16 protein-coding genes are annotated in these 14614 nt (G+C 52.1%); 8 read left to right on the top strand and 8 right to left on the bottom strand.

The window, feature by feature from the left end:
* Positions 1-130: 130 nt before the first annotated feature.
* The 4 genes from sdeX to ykgO all read left to right on the top strand — a co-directional run bounded on the left by sdeX (position 131) and on the right by ykgO (position 5074).
* Entirely contained in the window at positions 131-1318 is a 1188-nt protein-coding gene (gene sdeX / locus ACUTSU_RS04590; RefSeq protein WP_445649740.1) for a multidrug efflux RND transporter periplasmic adaptor subunit SdeX, read from the top strand.
* Between the two features lie 17 nt (positions 1319-1335).
* Entirely contained in the window at positions 1336-4482 is a 3147-nt protein-coding gene (sdeY, locus tag ACUTSU_RS04585) for a multidrug efflux RND transporter permease subunit SdeY (RefSeq protein WP_445649739.1), read from the top strand.
* 181 nt (positions 4483-4663) lie between these two features.
* The gene (locus ACUTSU_RS04580) at positions 4664-4921 is read left to right on the top strand and encodes a type B 50S ribosomal protein L31 (protein ID WP_174353276.1); all 258 of its coding nucleotides are present in this window, start codon (positions 4664-4666) and stop codon (positions 4919-4921) included.
* A gap of 12 nt (positions 4922-4933) precedes the next feature.
* A complete protein-coding gene (ykgO, locus tag ACUTSU_RS04575) occupies positions 4934-5074 on the top strand; it encodes a type B 50S ribosomal protein L36 (RefSeq protein WP_012005563.1) in 141 nt (46 codons plus the stop codon).
* Between the two features lie 113 nt (positions 5075-5187).
* Here the strand turns inward: ykgO and ACUTSU_RS04570 are convergent, their stop codons facing one another.
* From ACUTSU_RS04570 to ACUTSU_RS04560, 3 genes are read right to left on the bottom strand one after another with little or no spacing between them, the layout of a single operon-like run.
* Positions 5188-6066 carry a metal ABC transporter solute-binding protein, Zn/Mn family gene (locus ACUTSU_RS04570; protein ID WP_445653818.1) on the bottom strand — a complete coding sequence of 293 codons (879 nt, stop codon included), beginning with the start codon at positions 6064-6066 and terminating at the stop codon, positions 5188-5190.
* A 25-nt stretch (positions 6067-6091) separates the two neighbouring features.
* Positions 6092-6949, bottom strand: coding sequence for a metal ABC transporter permease (locus tag ACUTSU_RS04565; protein ID WP_445653817.1), 858 nt, complete (start codon positions 6947-6949; stop codon positions 6092-6094).
* Positions 6946-7659 carry a metal ABC transporter ATP-binding protein gene (locus tag ACUTSU_RS04560; protein WP_445649736.1) on the bottom strand — a complete coding sequence of 238 codons (714 nt, stop codon included), beginning with the start codon at positions 7657-7659 and terminating at the stop codon, positions 6946-6948. The genes ACUTSU_RS04565 and ACUTSU_RS04560 overlap by 4 nt, the downstream gene beginning before the upstream one ends.
* Positions 7660-8107: 448 nt before the next feature.
* On the opposite strand from ACUTSU_RS04560, the gene ACUTSU_RS04555 reads away from it, so the two are divergent.
* The 3 genes from ACUTSU_RS04555 (at position 8108) to ACUTSU_RS04545 (ending at position 9251) form a co-directional block, all read left to right on the top strand.
* A complete protein-coding gene (locus tag ACUTSU_RS04555; protein ID WP_445649735.1) occupies positions 8108-8461 on the top strand; it encodes a hypothetical protein in 354 nt (117 codons plus the stop codon).
* Between the two features lie 162 nt (positions 8462-8623).
* On the top strand, positions 8624-8992 hold the full coding sequence (gene tomB, locus ACUTSU_RS04550) for an Hha toxicity modulator TomB (protein ID WP_004940312.1): 369 nt from the start codon (positions 8624-8626) through the stop codon (positions 8990-8992).
* Positions 8993-9047: 55 nt separating this feature from the next.
* Positions 9048-9251: an HHA domain-containing protein gene (locus ACUTSU_RS04545; RefSeq protein WP_021180142.1), complete on the top strand. Its 204-nt coding sequence runs from the start codon at positions 9048-9050 to the stop codon at positions 9249-9251.
* A gap of 240 nt (positions 9252-9491) precedes the next feature.
* Here ACUTSU_RS04545 and ACUTSU_RS04540 read toward each other — a convergent pair whose 3' ends face one another.
* Both ACUTSU_RS04540 and gbpA read right to left on the bottom strand, forming a co-directional pair.
* A complete protein-coding gene (locus ACUTSU_RS04540) occupies positions 9492-10028 on the bottom strand; it encodes a cytochrome b (RefSeq protein WP_445649734.1) in 537 nt (178 codons plus the stop codon).
* 56 nt (positions 10029-10084) lie between these two features.
* The gene (gene gbpA / locus ACUTSU_RS04535; RefSeq protein WP_445653816.1) at positions 10085-11512 is read right to left on the bottom strand and encodes an N-acetylglucosamine-binding protein GbpA; all 1428 of its coding nucleotides are present in this window, start codon (positions 11510-11512) and stop codon (positions 10085-10087) included.
* A gap of 279 nt (positions 11513-11791) precedes the next feature.
* On the opposite strand from gbpA, the gene gspS reads away from it, so the two are divergent.
* Positions 11792-12166, top strand: coding sequence for a type II secretion system pilot lipoprotein GspS (gene gspS / locus ACUTSU_RS04530; protein WP_445649732.1), 375 nt, complete (start codon positions 11792-11794; stop codon positions 12164-12166).
* Here gspS and ACUTSU_RS04525 read toward each other — a convergent pair.
* Genes ACUTSU_RS04525 through gspL form a run of 3 tightly spaced genes read right to left on the bottom strand, consistent with a single transcriptional unit; the run spans position 12163 to position 14614 of the window.
* Complete coding sequence (locus ACUTSU_RS04525; RefSeq protein ID WP_445653815.1) at positions 12163-12993, bottom strand: prepilin peptidase; 831 nt, start codon at positions 12991-12993, stop codon at positions 12163-12165. The two genes, gspS and ACUTSU_RS04525, sit on opposite strands and share 4 nt — an antisense overlap.
* Before the next feature lie 32 nt (positions 12994-13025).
* Entirely contained in the window at positions 13026-13487 is a 462-nt protein-coding gene (gene gspM, locus ACUTSU_RS04520) for a type II secretion system protein GspM (RefSeq protein ID WP_445653814.1), read from the bottom strand.
* Positions 13484-14614 (bottom strand): type II secretion system protein GspL, encoded by a 1131-nt coding sequence (gene gspL, locus ACUTSU_RS04515; protein WP_445649729.1) that lies wholly within the window; start codon positions 14612-14614, stop codon positions 13484-13486. Before gspL ends, gspM begins: the two co-directional genes overlap by 4 nt.

The following is a 14614-nucleotide window of genomic DNA, read 5'->3' as shown; positions in this document are numbered from 1 at the left end:
TAGGGGGAGTGTGATTTACATACATTCGCGTATGTATGTACCATAGCACGCACATATAATTAACGCAGCAATGGGTTTTTAAGCTTGTGATCCATTGATCATTTTGAAATCGGACACTTGAGGTTTTTCTATGAACAAAAACAGAGGGTTAACGCCTCTGGCGGCAGTTCTGATGCTTTCAGGCAGCTTAATGCTTACAGGATGTAACGATAAAGAAACCCAACAGCAAGGCGCCCAACCACCGGCTCCCGAAGTGGGTGTAGTGACATTGAAGGCCGAGCCTCTCAATATGACTACCGATCTTCCTGGCCGTACCGCTGCGTATCGTATCGCCGAAGTTCGCCCTCAGGTCAGTGGCATTATCCTGAAACGCAACTTTGTTGAAGGCAGCGATATCAAGGCAGGCACTTCCCTGTATCAGATTGATCCTGCAACCTACCAGGCAAGCTATGACAGCGCCAAAGGTGATCTGGCCAAAGCACAGGCCAGCGCCTCTATCGCGCGCGTAACGGTCAACCGCTACAAACCCTTGCTGGGCACCAGTTACATCAGCAAGCAGGATTACGATAATGCCGTTTCCAACCTGCAGCAGGCTGACGCCACTGTGATAGCCGCAAAAGCGGCGGTAGAAACTGCGCGTATCAACCTGGCTTACACTAAAGTGACATCCCCAATTTCCGGACGTATCGGCAAATCTTCCGTAACCGAAGGCGCGCTGGTCAGCAACGGTCAAACCACGGCGCTGTCTACCGTGCAACAGTTGGATCCGATTTACGTCGACGTTACCCAATCGAGCAACGACTTCCTGCGCCTGAAGCAAGAACTGGCCAGCGGTGCGCTGAAACAGGAAAACGGCAAGGCCAAGGTGAAACTGCTGCTGGAGAACGGTGCGCAATACGCTCAGGAAGGCACGCTGGAATTCTCTGACGTCACCGTGGATGAAACCACCGGTTCTATCACCATTCGCGCCCTGTTCCCTAACCCGAACGATACGCTGCTGCCAGGTATGTTCGTTCGCGCCCGTCTGGACGAAGGCGTACGTAGCGATGCATTGCTGGTGCCACAGCAGGGTGTAACGCGTAACACGCGTGGCGAAGCTACCGCGATGGTGGTGGGCGCTGACGATAAAGTCGAAATGCGCACGCTGAAAGCGGACCAAGCGATTGGTGACAAATGGTTGGTTACCGACGGTCTCAAAGCCGGCGACCGCGTGATTGTCACTGGCCTGATGAAAGTCCGCCCAGGCGCTCAGGTAAAAGTGCAGGAAGTTGACACTCAGGCGCAAAAGCAGCCGCAGTCTGAAGCGCAGAAGTCATAAAAAGGAGCCGTTAAGACATGGCTAAGTTCTTTATAGATCGCCCGATTTTCGCTTGGGTAATCGCCATCATCGTCATGTTGGCGGGTGTGCTGTCAATAATGAAACTGCCGGTTGCGCAGTATCCAACTATTGCACCACCAGCGGTTAGTATTTCCGCAAACTATCCGGGCGCAGATGCAAAAACGGTGCAGGATACCGTGACTCAGATTATCGAACAGAACATGAACGGTATCGATAATCTGATGTACATGTCCTCCACCAGTGATTCCTCTGGTAGCGTAACCATTACACTGACGTTTAACTCCGGAACAGACCCTGACATCGCTCAGGTTCAGGTACAGAACAAACTGTCATTGGCTACGCCGTTACTGCCGCAAGAAGTCCAGCAGCAGGGCCTGAAAGTTGAAAAGTCCAGCAGCGGCTTCCTGATGGTAGCCGGCTTCATTTCCGACGATCCTAGCATGACTCAGGACGATATCGCGGACTATGTGGCCTCCAACATCAAGGACCCGATCAGCCGTTCAGCCGGCGTGGGTGAAGTGCAGCTGTTTGGTGCCCAGTACGCGATGCGTGTCTGGTTGGATCCAAATAAGCTCAATAACTTCCAATTGACCACCACGGATGTGACATCCGCCATTACCGAGCAGAACAACCAGATCGCCGCAGGGCAATTGGGCGGGATGCCACCGGTGCCGGGTCAACAACTTAACGCCTCAATCATCGCGCAGACCCGTCTGACCTCACCTGAAGAGTTCGGCAAAATTCTGTTGAAGGTGAATGCCGACGGTTCTCAGGTTCGCCTGAGCGACGTGGCACACATTGAGCGCGGAGCTGAAAGCTATGCCGTGACCGCACGTTATAACGGCAAACCGGCGGCGGGTCTGGGTATCAAACTGGCTACAGGTGCCAACGCCCTGAACACTGCACAGGGTGTGAAAGACGCGCTGAACAAAATGCAGCCTTTCTTCCCGCAAGGGATGAAAGTGGTTTATCCGTACGACACCACGCCGTTCGTTAAAATCTCGATTAATGAAGTGGTGAAAACGCTGATCGAAGCCATCATCCTGGTATTCCTGGTGATGTATTTGTTCCTGCAAAACTTCCGCGCAACCTTGATCCCAACCATTGCGGTACCGGTGGTGTTGCTGGGTACCTTTGCCATTCTGGCAGCCTTCGGCTTCTCGATAAACACCCTGACGATGTTCGGCATGGTGCTGGCGATAGGCTTGCTGGTGGATGATGCCATCGTGGTGGTAGAGAACGTCGAGCGTGTGATGTCCGAAGAGGGACTGCCGCCGAAAGAAGCCACCAAGAAATCGATGGGGCAAATCCAGGGCGCGTTGGTCGGTATTGCCATGGTGCTGTCGGCAGTATTCGTTCCAATGGCGTTCTTCGGCGGCTCGACCGGTGCCATTTACCGTCAGTTCTCCATCACCATCATTTCCGCGATGGCGCTGTCGGTACTGGTTGCGTTGATTCTGACGCCTGCACTGTGCGCCACCTTGTTGAAACCCGTAGCGAAAGGCGACCACGGGGTTAAAACCGGCTTCTTCGGTTGGTTTAACCGCATGTTCGAAAAGAGTACCCATCACTACACCGACAGCATAGCCAACATTCTGCGCAGCACCGGTCGTTATCTGGTGATCTACCTGCTGATCGTGGTCGGCATGGCGCTGCTGTTCCTGCGCTTGCCTTCCTCGTTCCTGCCGGACGAAGATCAGGGCATTTTGCTGACCATGGTGCAGTTGCCTGCGGGTGCTACCGAAGCTCGTACCTCTAAGGTGCTGGAAGAAGTTACCGACTACTTCCTGACCAAAGAAAAAGACAACGTGGTTTCAGTGTTTACCGTTGCGGGCTTCGGCTTTAACGGTAATGGTCAGAACAACGGTCTGTCGTTTGTCAGTCTGAAAGACTGGTCTGAACGTAAAGGTGAAGGGAATAAAGTACCGGCGATTGCAGGCCGCGCAATGGGCGCGTTCTCGCAAATCAAAGATGGCCTGGTATTCCCGTTCAATCTGCCGGCGATTATCGAACTGGGTACCGCGACCGGTTTTGACTTCCAGCTGATCGACCAGGGTGGTGTGGGACATGAGAAACTGACCGAAGCACGTAACCAGTTGCTGGGCATGGCTGCCGAGCATCCGGACATGCTGGTGGGCATGCGCCCTAACGGTCTGGAAGATACGCCGCAGTTCAAGCTGATTATCGACCAGGAAAAAGCCAAGGCGCTGGGTGTCAGCATCACCACCATTAACAGCACGCTGAGCACCGCGTTGGGTGGTTCTTACATTAACGACTTCATCGACCGTGGTCGTGTGAAGAAAGTGTACGTACAGGCTGATGCCCCCTTCCGTATGTTGCCGGAAGACATTAATAAATGGTTTGTCCGCGGCACCAGCGGCCAGATGGTTCCGTTCTCCGCCTTCTCCTCGGCGAAATGGGAATACGGTTCACCGCGTCTGGAACGTTATAACGGCCTGCCTTCCATGGAAATTTTAGGTCAGGCAACGCCAGGCAAGAGTACCGGTGAAGCCATGAACCTGATGGAAGAACTGGCCTCCAAGCTGCCGAGCGGCATTGGTTATGACTGGACCGGTATGTCCTATCAGGAACGTCTGTCCGGCAACCAGGCTCCGGCACTGTATGCCATCTCGATTCTGGTGGTATTCCTGTGTCTGGCAGCATTGTACGAGAGCTGGTCAATTCCGTTCTCGGTCATGCTGGTTCTGCCACTGGGGGTTATCGGTGCGTTGCTGGCAGCCACCATGCGCGGCCTTAACAACGACGTTTACTTCCAGGTGGGGCTGTTGACCACCATAGGTCTGTCGGCGAAGAACGCCATATTGATTGTGGAATTCGCCAAGGATCTGATGGATAAAGAAGGCAAGGGTCTGATAGAAGCCACATTGGAAGCGGTGCGTATGCGTCTGCGTCCAATTCTGATGACTTCCTTGGCATTCATCCTCGGGGTACTGCCGCTGGTTATCAGCAGCGGTGCAGGCTCCGGCGCACAGAACGCGGTAGGTACCGGCGTTATGGGCGGGATGATTACCGCGACCGTGCTGGCCATCTTCTTCGTTCCGGTCTTCTTCGTGGTGGTTCGCCGCCGCTTCAGCAAGAAGTCTGACGATATAGAACACAGCCACCCAGTTGATCATCACTGATTAAAGTAGTGCTCCCGAACCTCTGAATACAAAGGCCGCTTATGCGGCCTTTTTCTTTAGCTTCATCGCCTTAATGCAAACCACTCTCATTAATTTATCGGCAGACGCATTTTGTACTTGATCCGCCTTGCCGTGCGGCGCATAATGAATGTTATAGTATAACATAACATTGGAACGCATCATGAAAGCAGGCATCCACCCAAACTACCGTACCGTGGTGTTCCACGACCTCAGCGCCGATACCTACTTCAAGGTGGGTTCGACCATTAACACCGATCGCACCATTGAGCTTGAAGGTGAAAGCTGGCCGTATGTCACCCTCGACATCTCTTCCGCTTCGCACCCGTATTACACCGGCAAACAGAAAGAGTTCTCTAAAGAAGGTAGCACCGCGCGCTTCCAGCAGCGTTTTGGCCGCTTTTTTACCGGCAATAAGTAACAGGGGATCCACATGCAGGTTTTGAGTTCATTGCGTTCGGCGAAGAATCGCCATCCGGATTGCAAGGTCGTGCGCCGTAAAGGCCGTATCTATGTGATCTGTAAAACCAACCCCCGCTTCAAAGCGGTACAGGGACGTAAGAAAAAGCGCTAAGTAAAGCAGTGATCTGTCTGTCGCAAAGCCCCGTTGCTGCTCAACGGGGCTTTTTTTATGGAGAAACGGAAACGCTTTCAGTGGCCCTATCCTGATGAAAGGGCCACTGCGGTTTACTTCATGCTGCCGAGCAAGGTATCAACGTTGTGTTTGAACGCCTGCACGTAAGTAGCTGCCGGCCCTTGCGGTTTGGACAGCGCCTCTGGATACAGTTCACCACCGGCTTTGGCACCCGTGGCGGCAGCAATTTGCTTCACCAGGCGCGGATCGGTTTGGTTCTCAATAAAGTAGACATTAACCTTCTCCTGCTTGATCTGTTTGATCAGCCCGGCCACGTCGCTGGCACTCGCCTCAGCTTCGGTAGAGAAGCCGACCGGGGCAAGGAAGGTGACGCCATATTCTTGGCCAAAATAGCCAAAAGCATCGTGACTGGTCAGCACCTTGCGCTTTTGCTGGGGCACTGCGGCAAACTGCGTTTTGGCCCACAGATCCAACTTCTGCAGTTGCTGGATATACTCCGCACCACGCTGACGGAAATAGTTGGCATCCTCAGGGTCTGCGGCAATCAGCGCGTTCATCACGTTGGTAGCGTACTGCACGCCATTCTTCATGCTGTTCCAGGCGTGGGGATCGGTGACCTCTTTGCCGTCTTCGTTCATCTGGCGCGAGTTGATCCCCTGCGATGCGGTAATAACCTGCCCCTTGTAACCCGAGGCACTGACCAGGCGATCGATCCCCCCTTCCAGCCCCAGGCCACTGACGAACACCACATCAGCCTGCGACAGTAGCTTGCTATCTTTCGGGGAGGGTTCGAAACTGTGCGGATCGCCGTCCGGCCCCACCAGCGTAGAGACATTGACGCGTTCTCCCCCCACCTGCTTGACGATATCCCCGAGGATAGAAAAACTGGCGACGGCATCCACAGTCTTTGCCATGGCCAATGGACTGGACAGCAGAGCAGCGACTGCCAGCGATATAGGTAAACGTTTCATACTTTCTCCTTGCACTTGGTACTTCTCAACGGCGCGCCAGGGAATAAATCCCCCCACGCGTCCCAAACAAAATTGACCCAAAGAAAATCACGCTGGCGCTGAGCACGATCGCCGGCCCGGCAGGCAATGACGCGTAATACGACCATTCCAGCCCGACAAGGCTTGAAAGCATGCCGATACCCATAGCCACCGCCAACATATGTGGCAAATTACTCGCCCAAAAGCGCGCGCTGGCGGCGGGAAGCATCATCAGCCCGACTGACATCAATGTGCCGAGGATCTGGAAACCAGCGACCAGATTGATCACCACCAGCGCCAGGAACAATCCGTGTATCAGCGCCAGCCAACGTGGTGCGCTGACGCGTAAAAAGGTGGCATCAAAAGATTCAATCACCAGGGCACGGTACAGTGCGGCCAATGCCAGCAGCGAAAAGCTGGCTATCGCCCCCACCATCACAATCGCATGAACATCCACTGCCAGAATCGAGCCGAATAACACATGCAGCAAATCAACGCTGGAACCGCGCAGCGAGACTAAAGTGACACCCAACGCCAGCGAACCCAGGTAAAAACCGGCGAAACTGGCGTCCTCTTTCAGCGGCGTTCGTCGGCTGACCAGCCCGGATAGCATTGCCACCGCCAGCCCGGCAATAAAGCCACCGACGCCCATCGCCACCATCGACATGCCGGAAATCAGATAGCCTATCGCCGCACCGGGCAAGACCGCATGAGATAGTGCATCTCCGACCAAACTCATGCGCCGCAACAGCAGAAAAACCCCCAACGGCGCTGCACTGAGCGACAAGGCAAAGCAAGCCACCAGCGCACGGCGCATAAAACCGAACGAGGCAAAAGGATCGACAAGGAGATCAACTAACGTCATTGCGCCACCGCCATTTGACACAGCGGCGAGCTGGCAATATTCAACGCTGGAATGTGTTCCAGCACCCGATCTGCCGCCCCCCAGTGACAACACTGTGGCGTCAATAATAAGGCCTGCGGGAAATGCTTCGCCACCATCGACATGTCATGCAGCACCGCAATGACCGTCCTTCCCTGTCGATGCAACTGAGCGATCACTTGCAGCAATAGCTGGATTGTGGCGCTGTCGATACCGGTAAAAGGTTCATCCAGTAAAATCAGCGGTGCCTGCTGGACCAGCAGGCGGGCAAACAATACTCGCTGCAGTTGGCCACCGGAAAGCTCACCAACCGGGCTACGGGCCATAGAAGTCATCCCTAGGGTATCCAGCGCCTCGGCAATCTGCAGTGCAGCACGCTTATTCAGCCCAGCAAACATCCCCATCTGCGGCCAGCTTCCCATCGCCACCAGATCGCTGACGACTATTGGGAATTGACGATCCAGCTCGGCCTGCTGTGGCAAATAAGCCATGCGCGGTAATTTATTTCCGCTAAAAGACAGGGCCCCACTTTGTAGAGGCAAAAGACCGGCCAACGTTTTCAACAATGTTGACTTACCGGCACCGTTCACGCCGACGACGGCAGTCAAAGAGCCGGCGGTGAAGTGACCGCTGAGCGGCGGAAAAAGCGGAGTACTACCATAGCCCATGACAGCCTGTTTTAAGCTAATCATGGCAACGCTACCGCCCAGTAGATGCCTAGCCAGAGTATGGCCAGTAACAAAATGGCAATGCCACAGCGCAATCGGGCAGAGGCAGTGAACAAGGAGTTTAAAGACGGCATAGCGCCATCTTGCGGTGTGGATGTCAGTTTCATGGCCGGACGGAAGGAAAGTCAATTGTTATATTATAACATCACAAACATTTCACTAACTCAAGCCCCCATACTACGATTAATGCAACTGAACGTAACAAGGGATGCGCTACTTTCGCTGGCAATTCACCGGCTTGACAACGTCAGTGTTACTCCTTCCTAAATATACCGAGAAGTATCAGGGTTATTAATCGATAAACAACGTTGGGATTCTGTAAAAAAGCCAACTGTTAACGAAAAGTTTACCGACGAATTGATAAAAAAGGAGTAACATTAATAGATAGAATCGCTATACTGTCAGGCATTAAATGCAAGTAACTCTTCGCTGCGGCACAATGACGGAAGCACTTTCTGTTAAAAAACTAAAGAAAGTGATTAACGAAAAAATATCAGAGTTGGTGCCTGCATTGACCAGCGGCCAGAGTTTTTATTCTGAAAGCGCGCGTTATGCTGAAGGTTCATTAGAAATACTTGATATTCAGGAATTGAACAGCCGCCAGTATTCAATGAGTTACCGCTATAAATGGACAATTTTCAATGCCTGTCTGGATATCAACGCCGAGGAATACATCAGCGATAGCGTCACTTTCAGCCTTGCCGAAGCGGGACTCATCTTTGACATCATTGATAACTCCCGTCCATCTACCGCAGATGAATTGTAAGTTTACGTAATAACAGCAGGCCAGATGCGAAGAAATGATTTATATTCATTATACGGGAAGTTTATTTTATCATCATCTTTAAGCTACCTCTGTCTATGATGTAAATCAGCTTACTCACAGAGTGTTATCAACACCGAAATTAAGACTTACGGAGGGGATGATATGGATGAGTATTCGCCTAAACGGCACGATATTGCTCAGCTGAAATTCTTGTGTGAAAACCTGTATGATGAAGGTATCGCCACTCTGGGCGACAGCCACCATGGCTGGGTGAACGATCCGACGTCTTCCGTCAACCTCCAGCTTAATGAGTTGATCGAACATATTGCTTCGTTTGTGATGAGTTATAAAATTAAATACATGGACGAAAGTGATTTATCGGAACTGGTCGAAGAGTACCTCGATGATACCTACACGCTGTTCAGCAGTTACGGTATAAATGATTCCGATCTGCGTCGCTGGCAGAAAACCAAGGCGCGATTATTCAGAATGTTCTCAGGAGAGGACATCTGTACGACAATGAAAACTTAGGGGATAATTATCCCCAAATTATTCTATTCGACGGTTTATAACACCAAAGGTTATCATGACTAAAATTGATTATCTGATGCGTTTACGTAAATGCACCACGATCGAAACACTGGAACGCGTTATTGAAAAAAACAAGTATGAGCTTTCAGATGACGAATTGGAGCTGTTTTACTCCGCGGCAGACCACCGTCTTGCCGAGCTCACCATGAATAAACTGTACGATAAAATCCCTGTTGCCGTTTGGAAATTCGTACGGTAATCCAGGTGATAAATGCGTTGAGCCGATACCTTTGTCGGCTTCAATGTTTACAGCAAGTACGCATATATCTTATTGACTTACATTGATTTTCATTCACTGCCCCTATCCTGTAATAATAGTCGGTAGCCCCCCTCAGTAATAGCCACTGTCAATTACCCGCTCCTTATTACACCGCCAGAAAATCCATCGGATAACGGCGGCGCACCAGCGGAAAAACCGGCACGCCAAACAGTACGCAAGCTACAACATACGGTGCAGAATCGCATTCTTTTCAAAGTAGTGATGCTTTATCACCGCAGCCACGTGGAGCACAATCATTCCCGCCAGCGCCACACACGAACAACGGTGTATGACAAAAAAGAATCTGTTCACCTCCAGGCTGTCCACCGGCCGGGGGAAATCTATAACGCCAAAGACCTGAAACCCCTTTTCCAACATTAAAAAACCGCTGATCAATACCACGAAAATAAGCAGGTAGAATACCTCGTGCAGCAAATGCACCAACCCCTTCCCATGCCCTTTCAGCATTTCGCCATAGGGGACCGAGGGTCTGAAAAAACGCCAGAGAAAACGTGCCATCATCAGCGGCGTCAGCACCAGAGCCAACGACATATTGGTCTCCGAGAAAAAGGTAAATATCCGCTCATTCGGCATAAAATGCAGTGAATATCCGACAATCATGACGTAAAACATCGCGACGGCAATGATCCAATGCAATAGGCGGCTGAAGAGATCGTAACGAGTTCGGATGCCAATCGTTTCAGTTTGATGTTGCATAAAACCCTCTTAAAAGCGGCCATTGCTGGCCGCTGAATATTCTGTTCGTTATCGGCTTACTTCTTCACAACCCACGCGTCCTGCCAGTTGGATCCCACGCCCGGCTCAAACTGAGTCGCGCCGCGGTTCCACTGCATGCAGTAACCGCTGTAAGGGAAAGGTTTGCACTGATAAACCTTGCCGTCTTTCGGTTGCAGCACCGTGGTGCCGGCGGTGTATTTACTCAGCGCGTTCGGGAAGACGAAGTTGTAGTCGCCATTGCCGCCGCCACCGGTGGATTCTGCTTCCAGATTGAAGTTTTCGATATCAGGCTGAATGCTATGCCCGTTATCGTTAGTCGCAATCACCTTCAACATATGGTGACCTTCGCTGACGTTGTTCAGCTCCATGCTCAACGGCTGGCTGGCGTCATCTACGATGACTTTCAGGTAGCCTTTCTCGGTCTGATGATGGTCGAACACGCGCGCTTCGACGGTCAGCTTGCCCTTCACCTCAGCGTTAAAGGTCAACTGGGATTTACCGTCTTTGATCTTGGTGCTCGACAGCCCGCTAATGCGGATTTCCTCGGTAACGGCCGGTGTTTCTTCCTCATAGGAAATCACCACGCTCTTCAGCGTGCTGCCTTTCTTGGCGAAGACATAGTTGTTACCGGCGATTGGGTTGACGTTGCCATCTTTATCTTTAACACCGGCGCGCACGTCGGCATGGGTGGCGTTAATTTTTTCCGCGAGCGCCTGGCTCCAGCGATTTTTATCAGTCAGCGCTTCGCTGTTGATATCGAGTTCGACCTGTTTGGCAATCACTTCGCCGGCATCACTGAAGAAACGGGCGATAACCTTATCGCCGAGCAACAGGTTTTTGCCGTTGATCTGCCCTTGCAGTTGCTGGTTCCACTCGGAAACAATGCCGCTATCTTCAAAGTTAACGTCGACAGCCTGATAGAAGCTGTTTACCGTGTCGTTAATTTCCCACACGCCGTAAATCACCTGGTAACCGGTTCTTTCCGGAACTACGCACTGGTGAACCTCACGCTCTTTTGGCGCATTGCCGTGGCCATCGACTTCACAGAAAGGCTCACTTTCGAAAGATTCACGCGACAGCGGCTTATTCACATCCCAGTTCTGCTTGGTGATGTAATAACGCCAGTTGTTGGTTTTATGCTTGGCGGTATGGTACCAAGTGAAGGCCTGCGGACCCGGCTTCATGGTATTCAGCGCCCAAATGTTGATGCCCTGACGGTCAAGTGGCTCAAAGCCCCCGACGCTGCCGCTGGCCAATTGGCCATCCAGAGGCCGGTCATTAGCAGGAAAACCAGAGATTTGCTCCACGCTCTGCGGTTCATACTGCGCCCGACCGCAGTCGGTGTTTGAACCCAGTTTGCATTTAAATGCGCGGCTCTCAGGGACTTCAATATAACCGTGTGACCATGCAGCGGAAGAGGCGACAAGTGTTGCCATCATCAAGGCAATTTTTGATAATTTCATTACTACTCCAGTTAAACTGTTCGGCTTTCAACTGATAAAAGTCAAATAACTTTCAGTCGAATTATTTACTGTTCTAATGAACGCGGAAACTTCCCGCCCCAAGAGAATAAAACGAATAATTAAGCCTGAGATACTTAGGTTGCCTTAACTTAATGCACATTAATGGCAGCAAACCCTTAGTAAATATGAAGAATACTTAAAAAAAAACGAGAGCATTGAAACCATAATAATCCGAATATAAAATAACCAGCCACTCCCAATACCGAATATGAGAATAGCGTGTTTACTAAAAATATTGCTGCGTTAACGATATCCCTCGGACTGCTGTCCGGCTGCCAGCATTCTGCAGAACATAAAACCACACCGCCAACGGCTGAGCATCAGCTGGAACAACTGTCCTCACTGGTCGGAGCCAGCCAGTTTCTTCGGGAAAAATGCAGCCGTGCCGACATCCCGACCAATGATAAGTTGGCCGCAGCGGCATTGAATGAAGCAAATAAAAAAGGTTGGCCAAGCCAAGACGTGAATCAAACCCAATTACTCGATGCGGCCAAAGGGGTATTTGCTCGGCTGAATGCCGACGCTACGCCCCTGGCGCAGAAATGCAGCAGCTTTAACCAGTCGCTGGCGCGTTTTCTTGAGCATACGCGCTAACCGACAACCGGCTGGATAATCCAGTGGTAAAGCATCCACGACCATCCGGCTATCGCCAGTCCTGGCCCGAACGGCAAGGGCTGCGAGCAGCTGCGGGAGCGCATCACGCGCAGTAGCAGCAGCCAGATCAGGCTGCTGGAAGAACCGATAAGCAGGATAGACGGCAGGGCTTCATATCCCCCCCACGCCCCCAACGCCGCCAGCAATTTAAAGTCGCCATATCCCAAGCCTTCACGCCCGGTCGATAACCGGAAACCCCAGTAAAGCAGCCAAAGGGTGAGATAACCCGCTACCGCCCCGATTACCGCGGCGGGTAAAAATTGCGGCTGCGCGATGCTATGCCACAACAACCCGGCCCACAGCAATGACAGCGTTAAACAATCGGGCAATAGCTGCTGTTCCACATCGATAGCCGACAGTGCCAACAATAATGAAAATAACGCCAACATGAAAAACCAGTCGATACCGACGCCGATAAAACAGGCTATCGATATACCGGCCAGCATGGTAACTAATTCCACCAGCGGATAACGTGAGGAAATATCCCCCCGGCAGTGGCGGCAACGCCCGCGCAATATCAACCAACTCAGCAGTGGAATATTATCATAGGGTTTTATTTTCTCTAAACAATGCGGACACGCTGACCCTGGCAGAAAAAAATTAAATACATCCGGATGACGGCCATTAACCCTTTCATCCTCTTCACGCTCAAGCATCTTGGGCAGTCGGTAAATTATCACATTAATAAAACTGCCCAAACAAAGGCTCAGCACTGCGCTGAATAATAACCAGTAGTCACTGGCCATATTTTCAATGACGGATAACATATTTTCCTCTGAATGAATAAAACCGGGATCGCTTATAAAATGGCTTGCTGCGCCGCCACCAACAGTTGGCTGACCTTCACCACGCCCTGATCCCGTTCGCTGCGTTCGACGGCCAGTTGCACCACCCGAATCCCTTGTTCGCGCTGCAATTCGGCCAGCCAGATCGTTAAACGCGCGAACGGGATCGAAGCTAACGTCATCCGCACGCCTTCTTCGCTTTCTTCCCAGGCCGTAACGGGAATTTGATTTTCTTGCGCGCTCTGCCGCAGGCGTTCCTGCAACAGCCCAGGGAGGGCGGCGTCAGGAGGTAATCGCGATTGCAACCGGGCGACGTTGCCCATCTGCACATTAAGCGCCTCCAACCGCTGCGTATTTTTTTTCACCTGATGAAACTGATACAGACAATAACTGAAGGCAGCCAACAGCATCAGGCTCAACGCCACCGCCACCTGCAGGCTTTTATCGGCTCTTAAATCGGCTATCCGCGCTTTCATTGCTCTTCTCCAACCGTCAGGGTCACCAAATTATCCGAAGGCCCTTCCGTCATAGCGATGCTGATGCCATTGTCTTCGGTTGGCAGCGCCAGTTGCGTATCCTCTTTTAACAGGGTGATAACCAGCTCATTTTTAGCGCCATCGAAAATTAACGATTGTAGTTGCGGCTGTTCCCACAGAGATAGCGCCTCGGTGGCATAAGGCAACAGCTTAAACAGCTGAGGCTCCTTCAATATATTTTGCATCTGTCTGACTTTTTTTCTGGCCTCCTCAACAGGCGAAGCCGTTAGCGGCTGCCCCGGCGACAGATGCTGATATAAAGCAGCCATCTGCCTTTCGGCTTGCCCGGCCTTCAGTTGATGGTACAAACCGCAAACCAGCAACGAACAACTGACCAATATCAACGCACAGGCGATCTTTCCCGGAATAAACCGCGGCCATCTGAGGGCGGGTTTAAATTTCCCCTGCAGCAGGTTGCTCTTGCTGCGCCCGGCTTCGTTCGCCAATTGCCATAGAGGATCCCCTGCACAGGATCCGCTCTCCCATGTCGAGGGCACACTGCCACCGGCGTGAATGCAAAGATCCGGCGTGACCGGAAGTTCAGTGTCCTCCCATGCGCACGGCAATTGCATGCCCTGCCATTTTCCCGTTCTTATCAACCATCGATCGGGCCAATAGGCCACGCTGCACTCTCCGGGCAGGGGCAATGCCAGCACGTCCGGGAGCATTTTATCGGCATGAAGGCCGCAGGCACGTAGCCGTTCGCACCAGGTTTGCATTTGCGTCAGTGTGACCCCGGCAATGCCGAAATTCATCTGCTCCTTGCCCAGGATTACCCAGTGCATCTGCTCCACGTCGGTCAGCAGTTCACTTTCATGCTGGAACGCCAACGCCATCGGTGTCACCAGCCTGGATTTCCCCTGAAACTGCGTATTGCGCAGCACCACATGGCGCGCAGGAACCAGCACCACCACTCTGCTATTCCGCGCCATGGCCGCCAGCTCGGCACCCGCATTATCCAGATCGAGGCTGGCGGCAAAGACGCTTTGCGCTTCCCCCACCTTGCCCCAACGCACATCGGCGACGGCGCCGTGTCCCAGGGCGATTAACAGAATATTGTCCGACAT

This window comes from Serratia sp. NA_13 (genome assembly GCF_052691735.1).
This window is presented reverse-complemented; position numbering and strand designations above follow the sequence as displayed.